The organism is Lentzea nigeriaca, from assembly GCF_016907955.1.
Classification (GTDB): Bacteria; Actinomycetota; Actinomycetes; order Mycobacteriales; family Pseudonocardiaceae; genus Lentzea; species Lentzea nigeriaca.
Genome location: NZ_JAFBCX010000022.1, coordinates 1 through 16,084, shown reverse-complemented (window position 1 = coordinate 16,084; position 16,084 = coordinate 1). Strand labels below are relative to the sequence as shown.

Genomic DNA, 16,084 nt, shown 5'->3' with positions numbered 1-16,084 from the left:
TGCTATGTTGATCTGCTCACCCCAGCGTGGTGAGAGCAGGTGCGGCGACCTGCCCACCCTCCGGACACCCCGGCACTTCGTGACGTGCGTTGACCTTCGCTCAACGCTTTCCTGGTGTCCGAGAAATCTGCTCGGAGTGCTCGATGACGACCGATGACGCCGTCAGAAGCCGCTTCTCCCCGGTGCGCCCTCTACTTGCCGGTGACGTGATCAACGGCGACAAGGTGGCGGGTTTTGCCTGGAGTTCCCGCGGTGGCGACGTGCCATCCACGCATTTGGACGACAAGCTGGTGTTGGTGGGGGAGGAGGGTCTTGATTCACCTCCCGAGCGAGGGGTGCCCCAGAGCTGTGATGGCGCCGAGGCGTGCGCCCTGATGCCTCCCGACGATCTTTCTGCCGATCAGGTGCGCTCGGCGGCAGCGCTGGAACCGACGCTCCCTCATCGAGTGGAAGCGCTGCTGGATCTGCCTGGTGCTGCGTGGCAGCCGGTCGCGAGGGTGCTGTTCGCTTCCGTGCACGCCACAGGACATCGTCTCTGGCTGGCGGGTGGTGTGGTGCGCGATCTCGTCAGTGGCGTGCCGGAGAGGCAGATCAACGATCTCGACCTCTCGGGCACGGTTCCTGCCGGCCGATTCAGCGACATTCTGTACCAATCGCGGCGCATGACGCGCATGAGTGAGTTCCGGCAAACGGTGACGCCAGGATCGTTGGTGTGTGCGGTGACCGCGCCGGGCTCCAAAGAGCGCTTGATCGAGTACCGCGGCCTGAGTGTGACGGGGTTCCGGTTCCCGGCCGTGGGCAGCAGCCTTGTGGAGGACGTCCGGACACGTGACTTCACGTTCAACGCGTTGTTCTACGACCTGGGGAACCACGACGTGCTCGACCCCTGCGGCTCCGGGGTCGACGACCTGCTGGCGGACGAACGGAAGTTCGTGGCGCTCAAGGCGACCGGCGATGCGTTCGCGCAAGCCGAGGTCTTGGTACGGGCGCTGAAGTTCGCGATGCGGTGGAAGGACCTGCCGGCACCTGATGTCAGCGGACTGAACTCGTGGCTCTCACGAGTTTCCCCGCACCTGTGTCAGGTGCTTACCTCGAAGCAGTGGCGGAAGCTCACTGATATGTACCGCACGAACGTGAGCCTGGAAGCTGACGAACACCGCAGGTTCACGGAGCGCCTCGTGCAGCCCGGTCGTGATCTGCTGATGACCCTGATCGGAGGCGCGAAATGACTGGTGTGCATCGACCTCTGAGCGCCTGGATCTCCTATGTCGACAATGGAGTGCTGAGTCAGGTCAACGACGGTGAAGACCGCGCTGACGCACGGGCCTTCAGCCGCTTCGCCGCCGGATGGACACGTGAGGCGTTGCGGTGGAACGAAATGCACGTGCTTGCACTGTCCAACGGCGAATCGACCGCGGTCGAGCTGGACGACTATGGCCGTCCTGTCCAGGCCACACCGGACGTTGTCGACGCCGTCGCACGCGTCGAACGGGGCTGGCCTCACGTCAGCCCGGATCTGGACGACTTCCGCGACGCGGCGCTTCCGCTGCGCTACTGGCTCATGCAGCGGCTCGCTGACGAGGGCACGCCGGAGGATGGCGCCTTCTCGATACTTCCCTGGGACCTTCTGGATCGTGCGGTGGAGTCGTTGCTCGGCACCCTCCGCGGCGACGGGGTCGGCGAGCTCGTTGAGATGCGGCATTGGCTGACGCCGGCGGTTCGAGGCTTGACCGGGCCGCTTGAGCAACTGGACCACGGTTTGCGCACAGAGGATGAGAGCGTTGCGCGGCTGGGTGCTGCAGGACTTCTGGAGAGCCTGCTGCACCTGTCCCTTTCTCGGATCCCTTCGGCATCTCTCTCGGGACTGGGGTCGCTCGTGCGTGAGATCGGTGCAGCGGATCCACTTCTGCGGCACACCGCACGAGTGGTCGGGGCTCGGCTCACAGGCGAGTCAGGGCCGAGGATGAGGATCCGCCTCAACTCCGTCTTGGAAGCCGCGGCGAACGGTCGGGAAGTCAGGGAACATTCCGCTTCTGCAGCAGACGGCGAGTTCTCGATTCGCGTCAATGAGAACCAGGCTGGCGAGGTAAGGGTTCTGCTTCGGTTGCCCAAGCCTGTCCAAGGGCGTTTCGGTCCTTGGGGTGATGTCTTCGCGCGGCTCCGCGTGGTCCGCCAGGGTGCCGAAGAGCAGTTCTACTGGGTGAACCTGCAACCAGAGGACGGGCAGTTGGTCGGTTTTCTGAAGTTCCCGCTGCGTCCTGGCTGGTCCGATTTCGATTGTGACGGCGTGCCCGTGACAGTGGACGACATGGCGGGGGAACACCCGGAGCGGCTCCTGGGGTCGCTCTACGCGAGCACTTCCAGTGTAAAGCGATGGAGCCGGATCGCGAACACCTTGCCCGACCTGCACCCGATTCGGCTGGCAGTCCGGCAGTACGAGGAGTCGCGGTGACCGAAGCTGATTCGGCCATCCTCGAGGTAGAAGAGCTGCTACAGCAGGAGATTTCCACCGAGACCGTGATGTCGAGAGGTGCGCAGCTGGTCGACGCAAACCACCGCTACCTCGCTGTGGTGAAGGAGTTGGTGAAAGCCGGCGATAAAGCCGGCTTGACGAAGCTTGTGCACGGTGATCTCGCTGCACACCGCGTGCTTGAGGCATACGGCTCACACAGTCGCGTCCCGACGCTGACTGGTGATCCCTACTCGCAGCACGATGGAATCCTTGTCCACAGTGGACGCGCATTGGCAGCGCTGGGGCTTGTTCTGGTGGACGTGGAGGAGGCGAGCAGCCACCTGGAAGTCTTCCGGCGTTGGCTGAACCAATCCGGGATGCACGTGCCAAGCGGGGTCGTGCACGAGGTGAACAAAGACATTCCCTCTGATCGTCGCGAGGTGCTTGAACGCCTTGCGGTTGCTGGAGAACTGGACCCGCTCGTGCTGGCCTGGCTGCTGGAGCTCGCGGGGGCTCTGCACACAGAGACCACCAAGGTTCAGGTCGGACCGGCGGTGCAGGTGCTCCTCGACTTCAGCCAGCACGGGCAACGTGCGGAGCTTCGCCTCCGCTACCGCCGCGATCTGCCGGCCGGTCTGATCCCGGATCCGTCGAAGATGGCGCTCGCCTCGTTCGACGAGGAATTCCACGCGGCGCTTGTCTCGGCTTGGCAGCTGGCAGGCGAGAAGCTCACGCACGCCGTGTTCTGGTCGGTCGCGGACAGCGCGGGGCCGGTGAACAGGATCGTCGGACCGTCGTTGGGAGCGGCGTTCACGGTGTTGCTGAACGAACACGCGCGGCTCAGTCGCCGGATCCGGGGTCCCCTGACCGTCAGGAGGCTTCAACCAGCGAATGCCATCGTCGGAGCTGTGAACGCGAAACAGCCGACCAAGATCCTCGGGGTGAAGGGTTACGCGCAGAAGCTCAGCGTTGTCACAGACAAGATGCGCGTCGTACTGCCCCGATCGGACATCGAGGAGGCTTTGGCGGCCACTTCCGGCGTGGCCGAACTTCACCCGGTCGACAATTGGCCGGAGGCAGCGAAGAAGGCACGCGGCTGGGCGCGGCGCCGAGTTCTTACGATCTTCAGCGCTGTGGTGCTGGTGATCGCATCTGCGGCAGCGACGGTGGCGAGCACTATTTTCGTTCCACGACTCATGGATAGCGTCGCCGGCGATCTGCTGGCAACCGCGGGTGAGCAGCGCGGTAAGGACGAGGCCACGTCGCTCGTGCTGACCGCTGCCGCGCAATCGGCCAGCACGAGGCCTGACACTGTGCGGGCATTGCTCGCAGCCGAGCTCGACAACCACGGCTCGACAGCCATTCTGCCCACCAGCACGCCCGCGGCAGAACTCGGGCTCGCCGCCGACGGCAAGCGGGTCGTGGTGCTGGAACAGGATCAACGCATGGTGGTGTGGAACGTCGGTTCGTCCCCACCGACGGTGGTGGCTGTAGAAGGTGGCATCTCGGCTGTCGCGGTCAGCCAGGCCGGGGACCAGGTGGTGACAGGTGACCGGCGTGGTCGGATCCAGTTGCACGACGCCGCTTCATGGGCCGTTCTGACCGCCTGGGACGGTCCGGAGAGCACGGACGCCACGGCACGGGAAGTGAAGGCGTTGTCCTTCGACGCCACCGGGCAACGGATCGCAGCGGCCGCGACGAACTCCGGACGTGTGCGGCTGTGGGAAATCGCGACCGGAAAGTCCCGCGATCGGGTCCTCCAGGACACCTACGTGACGGTGGACCGGATGGGATTCACCGCAGACGGTGTGCTGATCACAGAGGGCCTCGGTACCTATTTCGGCTGGCTGGCTTGGGATCCGGCCAAGGACACCGTGCGCGAGATCCGCCACGACGACAGCCTTCCCCTTTACGACAACGAGAGCATGCTCTTCGGGCCGCGCACTGTGCTCGCACGGTGCGACGGCCTGAAGTTGAGCTTGCTGGAGCCGGTCACGCGGCAGCCTGTTCCCCAGTTCTCCATGGGGATGCCGTGTGGAACGCATCGTGTTTCCCTGGCCGGCATGCGTCTGCTCCAGGTCGAAGTGCCCGTCGACAGCCGACTCAAGCCCCAGCAGCCGAAGTTGCTGGTGTCCGACGGCTCGGCCTACTGGACGTCGGTGCCCGGCCGGGAGCGCCCGACGCCGCCGGGCCTCACCACCGCACCGGTCGGCGGACCGTACGCTTTGAGCGCGACAGCGAACGTGCTGGCTTCCTACGACAGCCTGAGCGTGCGCGTCACACGATTGCCTGAACACAAGCAAGGCGGCGCCAACGTCAGATTCGCGCAGTTCATCGGTGACGGATCATTGCTGGCGTTGCGGGAAGACGGTGAACTCAACCAATTCGACACCGACGGAGACGTCGTCGCGACGCAGCGCCTTCCGTTCCGCACGACGGCGACCTTCAACGTGGCGCCGGATGGATCCCGGCTTGCGGTCGCCGGTATGGATGATCGGGACAGCGGTTACAAGATACGCAGATTCACGCTTCCCGACCTGGAGCCCGTGGGCACCGAGATCGTCGTGCCAGGTGCCGGGTTGGAGGACAACCGGGACATCGACGTCACTACGCTCGACGACGGACGCTTGGTCGTTCGCACGGGACGCCGGCTTGTCGTGTACCCGCTTCAGGCCGATACCGGACAGCCTCAGGTCATCAACCTGTCCGGCGCCAGCGAAACCCTGAGGATGATCGTGTCCGCACGCCCAGGAACGCACCAGGTGGCGCTGCCGACGCCGGATGGCTCCGGGATGCAGCTGATCGACGTCGACACCAAGCAGATCGGCACGGCCTACGGGCCCTTCCCCGGTGGCCTGACTGAGGGGATCCTGTTCGATGGCCCGGACACGGCCGTCGTGCTGACGTCGACGTCGGCCATCAACCTCGACTTGTCGACTGGGACCGTCGAACGCCCCGAGGGTCGCCCGATTCTGAGCGAACTGTCCCGTGATTCCGCGAGCGGCGCCCAGGTGCTCCACGGTTGGCCCACGGTGCTGAAGAAGTGGGGCTTCGCCGAGGACAGCCAACGAATCTGGGACGACACACCCGTCGACGCCCAATGGGCCAAACCACGCAAGGTCGTGCTGTCGTCGGACGGCTCCCAGATGGCCGTGGTGCGCGACGACCTGATCGATATCGTCCCGACCGATCCGTCGGAATGGCAATCATCCGTGTGTGCGATGACATCCGCTGCCCACGATCGAGCGCGCACCCATATGGCCGCGCCATGGCTCCTCGATCCCTGCTGACCTGCCAGGAGAAGAATGTGTTGACCAGAATGGCGTTGCTTGCGGTACTCATGTTCGTGGCGAGTTGCAGCGTGCCCACGGCAGGCCAGAGCACGGCGCCTACCGCGTCAGGCTGGTCGGTTTCGCCGACCCCGTCCGTGGCGAGGCCGACGTCGGAGTTCGACGCCGACCAGGTGTTGGAGGTGATCCGCAAAGAGGGCTTCACCGTGTTCTCGCCCGAGGTGCCGGAAACCGGTCCTCTGCGTGCCTTCGACGGCCTCTGCACGGGCAGCGTCAATGGACGCTGCCACCGCGTCTTCATCTACGACGGACCCACCAGGGTCGGCGCCATCGATGCCGGGATCGTCGAAATCATCAACCAGAGCGGCAAGGAAGTCATCCTGCAGTTCCCGCAGTACAAGGTTGGAGACGCAGGATGTTGCCCCAGCGGCGAACAGCGAAAGCACACTGGTCGCATGGTCGACGGAAAGCTCACCTTCACTCCACCGATCCCAGCCGATCCCAACAACCCCGAGACGCGATGAAGCTTCAGTCCGGTTGGTCGCTGCACTCACCACGTGTGTTCGGAGCTGACAGATGCTGTCATGTCGCCTGCTCCGCTGGCCGTGCACGCTCGGCGGCAGAAGAGTGTGTTGACAGGCTGGAGAAGTTGATCGTTCAGCCCTGACGTCGAGGTCGTGCATCGGACGGCGCTGGTCACCCGGTGGCGCTCAGCCGGCGGTCTGGGCCTTGGTCGTGTCCGTCGGTGGTTACGACGCCGAGACCCGCGTCCTCGGGCGTGTACGTGTCCCTGAACCCGAAGGCGCTGGGCGACGGGCCGTGCGCGCGCAGATGTTGCAGCCGCTCGACCGCCTCCTCGACGGTGGGCACGTGGCCGGCTGGGATCCACCACATCACCTGGAACGCCGTCCTCGGCAGTTCGAACCACTCGGCGCGGCGCCGGAGCACGTCCAGGTGGCCGCTGCGGTAGACGTAGTCCCACAGGCTGTCGCGACTCTCCCAGACCGACATGTTCACGATGACGTCCGCGCCGAGGCTGGTCTGGATCGCGGTGGCGTCGTTGCTCCCGTCGCCGACCAGTCGCCACACGAACCCAGGCGACCGGTCGGCGACATCGTTCAAGGTGTCCAGCATCGACGTGAAGCCGTGCGTGCGCGGGTCGTCCAGTGGATGTCTCAAGGTGCCCACGTTGAGCTGGGCGAGGTGGTGTCCGGCCATGCCACCCACCTCACCATCCTCACTCCTCTATGTCAATCGTCGTTATTTTTAGAACTCTCGACGGTGACGCAACACATCCCGGGCTGCGGATCCAGGCGAGCCCGCAACCCTTCTGTGTCCTCGAGGAGACCTTCCAGCAGCGCCAGGTTCATGCCGCAGATCAGCGCGGGATGCCGCTCCGAAAGGACGTGGAACGGGCAGTTGACCAGGCGAAGGACGGTGCCGCCCGCTTCCGTGCGCGGCTCGTAGCCGCGCCCGGACAGAACGGCTCGCACCGCGTCGAGGTCCTCGATCGGTCCGGCGGCGACCCGCGCGGCCCGTCCTTCCCGCCAGGCAGCGGCCCGTAGCTCGACATCCAGCCGGGCGCCGTCCGCCACCTCGGCCAGCAGGTCGGCGGCGGTGCGGTAGTCCCGGGCGGGGACCGAGACGTGGTGTTCGGCGCCGGACCGGCGGTAGAGCTTGGCCGGCCGCCCGGCGCCTGGGCCCGAACGCCCGGTGAGTCGCCGGCTCTCGGTGGCGAGCAGCCCGGCGTCGACGAGCTTGTCGAGGTGGAACGCGGCGAGCGTGCGGCCGATCCCGGCGCCCTCGGACGCTTCGTTCCGGCTCACCTCGTGGTCCTGGGCGACTACGTACTCGTACAGCTGCCGCCGGATGGGGTCCTGCAGCACGACGATCGCCTCGATGTCCTCCATTCCACCATTCTAAGAACAACGCAGGTTTCCGTTAGAATCCGTGGTGACGAGCCATGCTGATGCCGTCCCCGCGACGGCCGCCACGGCGGTGCTGAGCCAGCGCCTTCGACAACGAACAGTGACCACCCTGCCGTACGCACATCGGCATGAGTGTGTTCGGAGCAGACAGATGCGGTCATGTCCTCTGCTCCCAGAGTTGCTAAGTGCTCACCTGTGCTGTGATCGCTGTACGCGTGGTCCGTTCAAGTCCTTTGAGGACCGTCCTGGCACGTTGAACGCACGGAGTTGCTCCCGATCTGCTCCCACTCCGTGCTCCCGAGGCTCATCGGCCTTGTCTCGGCTGAGGTTGGCGTACACGCTCAGCGGCAGTAGCGGATGTAGGGCTGCTTGCGCGCAGGAGTCACGGCTGGGATCGGCGGGCCCGGCGCCGCGGTCTTCGGTCACAACAGGAAAGCGCGCAATGTGACCTGCATCGGGATGAGCAGGGACGGCCACTCGGACGGGGCCGTCCCGAAGTCCCGCGGATGCGGGAGATCGCTCTTGGACTTCAGCGGTTCGAGACCCCGCCAAGGGCCGGCCGCACCCGCTCGAACCGCACTCGGTTCAGCCATCCCGGGAGATCGCTGAGCACGTACAGCTCACCGTGCACGTCGGTGCCGATCGCGGTCGGCTGGGTGGGGAAGTTGCCGATCGTGGCGGTGTCGTAGCCGCCGTCGAGCCTGGGGCGCACGGCGAACACACGGGTTGAGCAGTAGTCGCTCGCGACGTAGGTACCCCGTGCTTCCGGGGTCCGGGACCCTCGGTACACCACGCCGCCGGTTACCGAGCAGTTGTCGTTGTAGTGGTCGTACTCGAAGACCGGGTCGGTGTATCGAACGTCCGGCCGGCATTGCTGCGGGTCGAACACCGGGGTGCCTTCCCGGCAGGACCAGCCGAGGTTCGCCCCGCCCTGCCACGGTCGGATGTGGTTGATCTCCTCCACCAGGCCCTGGCCGACGTCACCGATCCACAGCGAGCCGTCAACGTGGTCGATGGAGAACCGCCACGGGTTGCGCAGCCCGTAGAGCCAGATCTCCGGCCGCGCGCCTGGCACACCGACGAATGGATTGCCGCGAGGTACGCAGTAAGGCAGTGCCCCGCACGCGCGCTTGACGTCGATCCGCACGATCTTGCCGAGAAGTGTGCCGAGGTCCTGACCGGTTTTGAACGGGTCGTTGGCGTGGCCGCCGTCGCCCGTCGACCAGTAGAGGTAACCGTCGCGGCCGAAGGCGACCTGTCCGCCGTTGTGGTTGCCGTACTCGGCGTGTGCCTGGGTAAGCAGCACTTGCAGCCGGTCCGGGGCGCCGAGGGGCACGCGCGCAAGGGTGAGCGTACCTGCAGGCAGGCTCGTGTAGGCCACGTAGAGGATCCCGGTCCGCGCGAAGTCCGGCGCGGGAGTGATGCCGAGGAGGCCGCGCTCGTTGTCCGACGTGTCGGTCCGGGCGGTCAGGTCGAGCACCGGCTCGGCCGCCAAGCCGGTGTCAGGGTGGTAGACCCGAACGGTGCCGTCCTTCTCGGCGATCAGCATCCGTCCGTCCGGCAGGCCGGTGATCGCGATCGGGCGCCGCAGACCGGACGCCACCCGTTCGGACACCACGGTCAACTCGGCGAGCGGCACCGCGCGAGTCTGGGACGTCCCGGCTGCGGCGGTGCCATCCGCCAACAACGAAGGTGACGGGAACGCGGACAAGGCCAGAACGAGCAGGCCGGCCAGCAGGGCGGCCGGGCGACAACGCAGTCGCGACATGTTCGGCTCCTCAAGCAGGGGTGTGAAGGACACGTCTGGGAGCGTTCCCAAAGTACCGCGACCTCCCGACTGCATCGAGCCGCCGTCTTGCCCCTCTGGTCGCAGAAGGAGTACGAGAACGACAGGGCGGCAATGACGCGACCACGTTCCCGAGGGCTCACCATCGCCGTTCGGCGAGAACGTCATCCGGGGCCGACAGCCTCCGTCACCTCAACGGTCCTGGCCACCCGGACACGGTTCGGGCGTTCAGAGATCGAGGGGTCGGAGCGGCGGATTGCGGAGCGGCCGCAGCCTCCTGCACGCGGAACGTCGGCGGGGACAGATCGCGTGTTCCGGGTACGTGCGCGGGCTGGACCTGCGCCGAGCGCACGCAGTCTCGACCGGAGGAGTGTCGTCGCACGAATTCATCGATCAGCAGCTGTTGCTGCGCCGGAGTGGCGCCCTTTCAGCTCGTCAAGAACTACCTGTCGTCGTTGCTGCACAAGCTGGTGTTCGACCGCCGCACCGAGGCGGGCGTGTACGCGGCTCGGCGCCGGCGGACCCACCCCGGCACGTTTGGCCGAATTCCGGAGCAATTTTTCGCTCTGTGGTAGTTCTGGGCACCGGCATACAGTCTGGGGGACTACATGCGGTACCACGTCGTTCTCACCGCCCATGCGCACTATCCGGAAGCCGGTCCGAGAGCGGTGATGCGGATCGACGGCGACCACGAAGAGATCTTCAACCCCGCGCGCGGATGGACGGTCGCCGACAGGCGGTACCGCGAGTGGTTCGTGAACACGCGGATCTCCGAGACCGAAGCGGAGAGCATTACCGCGCGCATCGGCCCGTTGCCGTCGCTGGACGACGAGAATTGGGACCCGCGCAACACCTCCGAGCGTGCGCTGGCGATCGAGGGCTACGGCGACCCGTACCTCCACTTCGCGGTCGAGGCCGAAGGGCACCCGTTCGACTACCCGCTCACCGCGGTACACGAGCAGCTGGCAGGAGAGCGGCTGCGGTTGTCCTACACGAAGGACCTCTCGTGGAAGGTCGTGCCGGTCGAAGGCCGGCTCGTCCGCATCACCGGTGAGGACTCCAAGAGGTTCGAACAGGTACAGGCGCGCAGGGTGTTCGGGGACGCCGAGATCCGCCACTTCGCCGTGGTGAACCACCTGCGCCCTGATCCGCGCGATCCGTACCTGCTCCTGCGCGAGTTCGCCGACGTGGTCGACAGGTACGGCCTGCACCTATACGAGCTCTACGATGAAAACCGCCAGTGGGTGCGCGTCGGGCACCAGTCGCGCCTCGGCATGCCCGTGCTCGAGCACCTGCTCACGTCCCTGGACGCCTCTTCCCGCAGGGGAGCACGAGGCGTACTTCGCCTTCCTCGACGACGACGGGAGTCCGTTGCGCGTGGTGCACGTCCAGGCGGAGAAGTTCGGCTACACCACCGAAAGAACGTTCGTGACCTACTGGCATGAACCGCGCAGGGAGGACGGGTGCGCGCTCCGGGGCGTCGGCGAGCGGGTGGAGATCGACGCGGAGAGGGCCGCGGAGCTCGTCCAGGTGCTGGAGAACCTCGATCGCGGGCCAGCGGACGGGCGCTTCCTCTACTGGGAGTGCAGGAAGCCGTACTTCCTCGGCCTGAGGCACGGCGTGGAGAGGCGGTACGCCCGCACCTGGGGCGGCACCGACGGTCTGCAGCACACCGAGTGGTACTTCGAGACCCAGGACCTGTGGTGCCTCAGCCAGTTCCCCGGAGAGGTGAGAGGAATGGAGCACCGCCCGATCGAGGTGGGCGAGACGCCGGTGCTGCGGCGGTCGAGCCTCGACCGTCGCAGCACCAGCTGACCTCACCAGCCCAGGTGCACCGCGAGCTCCCGCGCCTGCTCCACCGGCCCGGCCTGCTGCGCCCCCGGCTGCAGAGCGTCTCGTGGGGAAGATGCGACCCAGGTGGCTTGGACTTCTACCCGGTGACGTGCTCGGGTTGAAATCGGTGACTGGAAGACGAGGTTCGGGTGCAAATTTCGGGTGCAACAGGCCGGGATTCGGCGCATTCGGCACGCAGAAAACCGGAGAGTCTCTGATCTGTGCAGATCAGAGACTCTCCGGTTTGTGTGGGCGATACTGGGATCGAACCAGTGACCTCTTCGGTGTGAACTATGGTACGGAAACCGCGCTGAGCTGCGAGAACAGTACTCTTGCAGGTCGGCGCGGGTCCGTTCAGGTCCATTGAGGACCGTTCCGGCATGTTCAACGCGCGGAGCTGCTCCCAATCTGCTCCCACACCGTGCTCCCAAGGCTCATCGGCGCTGGCCTGTCTGTAGCTGGCCCACGCGCTCAGCGGCATGAGCGGATGTTCGTACTTCCGCGAACGATGAGGTGCCGAGTGGTGACATGTGGTCGTCTGGTGCCTCGGTCCGTGCTTGCCAACGATCATCCTTTGTGGACAGCGCGATGGTCAGGGCCTACCACAACGGTGCTCCAGGGTCGGACACGTATCTGTCGATGAACTTCTCCACTGACGTCTCGATGCGCAAGTCGCGAGGGAGGAACAGTTGTGCGGCCGCAGCGGAGGGACGCCCTTGGATGAGCTCGTCCAACACGCAGAACCCCCATGCGCCGCGCACGAACGCCGCCATGTCCACGTCACTCAGCACCGGCTCGACCGAGCCTGCGGAATAGTGCCCGTCGGTGAAGCTCATCAGGATCGGCGCGGTGAATCGTACACGCGACTGCATGGCGGCCAGCCACTGGCCCCAGTCGTCGCCGTCGTGCACGTGCACGCTCTCGATCGTCGGCCACACGGCCTCGAGCGGGGATTCGTCGAGCAGATGACTCAAGGTGAGGGCGTTCTTCACCACGGCGTTGTGGCCGCCGGCCGTGGGCTGTGCGACTGCGGGGTGCGAGCCGACGTCGAAGACGGGGACCCCCGGAACCTTGCCGACCGGGACGCCGGAGAGGGATGCGATCTCTTCAAGCAGCCCGGCCGGAGCCCGCGAGCGGACGACCATTTCGTGCAAGAACGAGTTCTCGGCCACGGTGCGGTAGAGCCGTGCGAACCGGGCAGGTGGGTAGAGGTCCTCCCAGGATGTCGCCGTAGTTGAGGTGTCCCAGAACGGGAGGGGTGGGTTCATGGCCAGGTGAACGACCAGTTGGAACATGTCCGGGGTGGTTCCTCCCGCACACTGGCTGTTGGCCCAAGCCCACGGTGCGCCGTATTCAGGTTCGTCGAGTTTGTACCGCACCAACTCTGTCAGCTGCGCCCCGTCGTCAGAGGTAAGTCCGTTGGTGCGCAGCTCGTCCAGGGTTGACGCGCACTCCCAGAGCGACCGGGTTGTGATCGTCCGCCCGGTCTGCGAGTCGATCTTGGGGCGATCCCGGCACAGGTGGTCGGCGACGGCATTGCCTGGATGGGAGAGCATGCCGGGGAACGAGGCCGCGGCCCGCCACGCGTCCGACAGGGCGCAACCGAGCGCTTCGTCGTACTGCCAGGCGATCCCGTCGATTCCGTTAGCGTCGAACAAAAGGGTGAACACGACCTGCAGGTCCAGCCACGACTGGCCCATGAGCGCGAAGTCCTCGCCCAGGTGATTCGGGTCGAATCCCCGCTCGGTGGACCAGACTGGAGAGCCCGAGCGCAAACGGCGGATCAGGTCGACGCGCGAGGGCTGGGGGAGCTCGCTGAACGCGCGCATCGCGGTGATGGCCTTGGCGCGCTGCAACAGTGTCAGCAGCAAACCGATCGTCGAAGACTGGTAGCGCATCCAGTGCGCCGTCTCGTGCAGGTAGGTCGCTTTCCAGAAACCCCGCGCGATATCAGAGCCTTCGAGGTTGTCAGGGCTGAACATGATGTGGCTGCGCAGGTCCAGGTGCCACCCACAGCCTCTGTCGTGCAGCATCGGTGCTGCGAAGGCCATGACTGGATCACTCCGGGTTTGCGGGACCGTCGTCTTCCAGTCCTCGGGTTTCCACCTGTCCTCGGCGCTTGGCCCGCTGAACCGCGGCTTTCACGGCTGTCTTTGCCGTTTCGTACACGGCGGCACTGACGAGCCCGACACCGAGGTCCACGACTATGGAAGCCCAGTCGGCGTTGCGGAGCTTGCTGTCGTTGCCCGCCGGGGCCTTGGTGATCGTCAGCTCTTGACCGTCGAGTTCGGGTCGTTCGCGCAGTTCGCGGACAAGCAACCGCAGGTTGGGGACCTCACCGAAAACCGTGACCTTCATGCAACCCACCCTCTTGACCTTGTCGGCCAGTAGATCGAATCGGGGCGTGAGCGCGTTACGGCCGCCGTCGCCGAAGGCGCTCTGCTCACTGAGCAGTACCGGCGCGTCGCCCGTGGGGACCTCCGAGGCAGTGTCGGAACGACAACGTGATCCCATCCCGACGGCCCTGTCCCGAGCACACGAGGGACTGCCGGCCTCGGTGTGCCCCGGTTCTCGCACGACCGGACGTTTTGGGCAGAGTCGAAACGTTTCAGCGAAGTTGACGTTGTTCGCACACCGCTGGCAGGGTCGATCCCGAGGGCTTCTTCGCGCGGTCGGCGTGAGCAGCCGGAACAGTCCACTGACGATTGTCGTCGATGAGCTGCTTCTACTACGTGGCCCGGTAGGTGATTCCGCACGAACGCCGCGGGTTGCTCGAACCACGGCGAGTCCTGCGCTGTCGTAGCAGAGATCGAGAGGAAGCATCTTGAGGTTGAGCACCAGAGTTCTTGCGCTCATCACGTTCACTCTGTCCGCGGTCTTGGTCGGTACCGCGCCGGTGCCCGCCGCCACTGCCCAGACCGTGGAACTCGCCGCGCCGGCCGGCAGCAGCCTCCCGCCCTACGTCGCGGTCATCAAGCCGGTCACCGCGAAGCGGCTCGCCTCCAGCTGGCGCGAAGGCTGCCCCGTCGGACCCGATCAGCTGCGGCTGGTCAGCCTGAATTTCGTCGGCTTCGACGGTGCCGTGCACCGCGGCGAACTGGTCGTCAACGCCGATCTCGCCACCGAGGTCGCCCGCGTCTTCGCCGACCTGTACTTCGGCCGGTTCCCCATCCAGCGGATGGAGACGATCGAGAAGTACGACTCCGACGACGACGCGTCGATGGCGGCGAACAACACCTCGGCGTTCAACTGCCGGGCGATCACCGGCGGCACCGCCTGGTCCAACCACTCCTACGGGCGGGCTATCGACGTCAACACCGTGCAGAACCCCTACATCTCCCGCAGTGGCGCGGTCTACCCGCCCAACGGCGCGCCCTACGTCGACCGCACCCAGAACGTGCCCGGCATGATCCACGCGGGCGACGCCACCGAGCAGGCGTTCACCACGCGCGGCTGGACGTGGGGCGGCTTCTGGGACACCCCGATCGACTACCAGCACTTCGAAAAGCCCTGACACCAGCTGAGAAGCGGTCGCTGCGGCGCGTGGCACCGCGTAACGTGAACAGCGCCCCGGATCGCCGCCGGATGGGGTGGCGGCGGTCTGGGGCGCCACGACGGCGGCAGGCGAAGGCTCGGGTCCATCGACTCGACCCGACATCCCGATCATCGGCATGAGCGTGCGTTCGGAGCAAACAGATGTGGTCACGTCGCCTTCTCCGGGAAGTACTAAGAACTCCTAACTCAATGAGAGGTTGCGCAGGCGCCGCCAGCAGATGATGGCGCAGGCCAGGCTGAGGAAGGCTTCGTGGATGTCGTCGCGGATCTCCCAGCGGATCCGCAGGCTGCGGAACCAGTGCAGCAGCGCGAAGGTCTGCTCGACCACCCAGCGATAGACGCCCAGGCCGGAGCCGTGCTCGCTGCCACGGCGGGCGATCACAGGCGTGATGTCCTTGTCCCGGACCAGGGCGCGGTACTTGTCGTGGTCGTAGCCACGGTCGGCGTACAGCGCGTCAGGACGGAACCGGGGCCGGCCGCGTTTGCCGCGCACCGGCGGGATCTGGTCGATCAGCGGCATCAGCTGGGTGAGGTCGTTGCGGTTGCCACCGGTCAAGGACACGGCCAGCGGGATGCCGTGTCCTTCGGTGATCAGGCGGTGTTTCGAGCCCGTTCTGGCACGGTCGACCGGGCTCGCCCGGTTTTGGGCCGCCCTTGAGGGCACGCACGTGCGAGCCGTCGATCACCGCCCGCGACCAGTCCAGGGCGTCCGCGGCGTTGAGTTCGGGCGAGCAGGTTCTCGTGTAGCCGCTGCCAGACACCGGCCTGGTGCCAGTCCCGCAACCGCCGCCAGGCCGTCATCCCTGAGCCGAAACCCAGCTCCTGCGGCAGAAACTCCCACGGGATGCCGGTGTAGAGCACGAACAGGATGCCGCACAACACCTTGCGGTCGTCCAGCCGCTTGCGTCCCGGATGATCCGCGCGTCGCGGGACCACCGGGAGCAGCGGCTCGATCCGCGACCACAACTCGTCGGACACGATCCAGGGAAGCTGCTCACCCTTCCTCACACCAAGGTCAACACAGCAATGATCAAACCTATTCCAAGATCATTCTGTTAGGAGTTCTTTAGAGCTTGGTTCACGACCGGTGTCTGGCCAGACTCGGTCCAGGTGCCTGGCGAGGCGCTCCCTCGTTTGCGGCTGCCGGGTCTGCTGCACGAGTAGGTGACAGTTGTAGTCACGCAGCCTGACTGGCTGGCGTGGTCATGATTGCTTCGTATTCGATGGGGGTCAACCGGCC

The 16,084-nt window shown here is 65.8% G+C and carries 13 protein-coding genes and 1 pseudogene; 8 read left to right on the top strand and 6 right to left on the bottom strand.

The window, feature by feature from the left end:
* Positions 1-143: 143 nt before the first annotated feature.
* From JOD27_RS40100 to JOD27_RS40085, 4 genes are read left to right on the top strand one after another with little or no spacing between them, the layout of a single operon-like run.
* A complete protein-coding gene (locus JOD27_RS40100) occupies positions 144-1,229 on the top strand; it encodes a nucleotidyltransferase family protein (protein WP_204767605.1) in 1,086 nt (361 codons plus the stop codon).
* Entirely contained in the window at positions 1,226-2,452 is a 1,227-nt protein-coding gene (locus JOD27_RS40095; protein ID WP_204767604.1) for a hypothetical protein, read from the top strand. The genes JOD27_RS40100 and JOD27_RS40095 overlap by 4 nt, the downstream gene beginning before the upstream one ends.
* Positions 2,449-5,742 (top strand): WD40 repeat domain-containing protein, encoded by a 3,294-nt coding sequence (locus JOD27_RS40090; protein WP_204767603.1) that lies wholly within the window; start codon positions 2,449-2,451, stop codon positions 5,740-5,742. The genes JOD27_RS40095 and JOD27_RS40090 overlap by 4 nt, the downstream gene beginning before the upstream one ends.
* A 29-nt stretch (positions 5,743-5,771) precedes the next feature.
* Positions 5,772-6,266, top strand: a complete 495-nt coding sequence (locus tag JOD27_RS40085) for an LppP/LprE family lipoprotein (protein ID WP_204767602.1) — start codon at positions 5,772-5,774, stop codon at positions 6,264-6,266.
* Between the two features lie 172 nt (positions 6,267-6,438).
* Here JOD27_RS40085 and JOD27_RS40080 read toward each other — a convergent pair whose 3' ends face one another.
* The 3 genes from JOD27_RS40080 to JOD27_RS40070 form a co-directional block, all read right to left on the bottom strand.
* Positions 6,439-6,960 carry a DUF3291 domain-containing protein gene (locus tag JOD27_RS40080; protein ID WP_204767601.1) on the bottom strand — a complete coding sequence of 174 codons (522 nt, stop codon included), beginning with the start codon at positions 6,958-6,960 and terminating at the stop codon, positions 6,439-6,441.
* A gap of 32 nt (positions 6,961-6,992) precedes the next feature.
* Positions 6,993-7,652, bottom strand: coding sequence for a helix-turn-helix transcriptional regulator (locus JOD27_RS40075; protein ID WP_204767600.1), 660 nt, complete (start codon positions 7,650-7,652; stop codon positions 6,993-6,995).
* 547 nt (positions 7,653-8,199) lie between these two features.
* Positions 8,200-9,438 carry a PQQ-dependent sugar dehydrogenase gene (locus JOD27_RS40070; protein ID WP_204767599.1) on the bottom strand — a complete coding sequence of 413 codons (1,239 nt, stop codon included), beginning with the start codon at positions 9,436-9,438 and terminating at the stop codon, positions 8,200-8,202.
* Between the two features lie 434 nt (positions 9,439-9,872).
* On the opposite strand from JOD27_RS40070, the gene JOD27_RS40065 reads away from it, so the two are divergent.
* From JOD27_RS40065 to JOD27_RS40055, 3 genes are read left to right on the top strand one after another with little or no spacing between them, the layout of a single operon-like run.
* Positions 9,873-10,031: a helix-turn-helix domain-containing protein gene (locus JOD27_RS40065; RefSeq protein WP_239571266.1), complete on the top strand. Its 159-nt coding sequence runs from the start codon at positions 9,873-9,875 to the stop codon at positions 10,029-10,031.
* Positions 10,032-10,064: 33 nt separating this feature from the next.
* Entirely contained in the window at positions 10,065-10,901 is an 837-nt protein-coding gene (locus tag JOD27_RS40060; protein WP_204767598.1) for a hypothetical protein, read from the top strand.
* Entirely contained in the window at positions 10,885-11,271 is a 387-nt protein-coding gene (locus JOD27_RS40055; RefSeq protein WP_204767597.1) for a hypothetical protein, read from the top strand. Before JOD27_RS40060 ends, JOD27_RS40055 begins: the two co-directional genes overlap by 17 nt.
* A gap of 617 nt (positions 11,272-11,888) precedes the next feature.
* Here the strand turns inward: JOD27_RS40055 and JOD27_RS40050 are convergent.
* Both JOD27_RS40050 and JOD27_RS40045 read right to left on the bottom strand, forming a co-directional pair.
* Entirely contained in the window at positions 11,889-13,340 is a 1,452-nt protein-coding gene (locus JOD27_RS40050) for a hypothetical protein (protein WP_204767596.1), read from the bottom strand.
* Positions 13,341-13,347: 7 nt separating this feature from the next.
* Complete coding sequence (locus JOD27_RS40045; protein WP_204767595.1) at positions 13,348-13,647, bottom strand: hypothetical protein; 300 nt, start codon at positions 13,645-13,647, stop codon at positions 13,348-13,350.
* 466 nt (positions 13,648-14,113) lie between these two features.
* On the opposite strand from JOD27_RS40045, the gene JOD27_RS40040 reads away from it, so the two are divergent.
* Positions 14,114-14,803 (top strand): M15 family metallopeptidase, encoded by a 690-nt coding sequence (locus tag JOD27_RS40040; RefSeq protein WP_204767594.1) that lies wholly within the window; start codon positions 14,114-14,116, stop codon positions 14,801-14,803.
* 222 nt (positions 14,804-15,025) lie between these two features.
* Here the strand turns inward: JOD27_RS40040 and JOD27_RS40035 are convergent.
* A pseudogene (locus JOD27_RS40035) lies at positions 15,026-15,825 on the bottom strand (IS5 family transposase).
* Between the last annotated feature and the right edge of the window lie 259 nt (positions 15,826-16,084).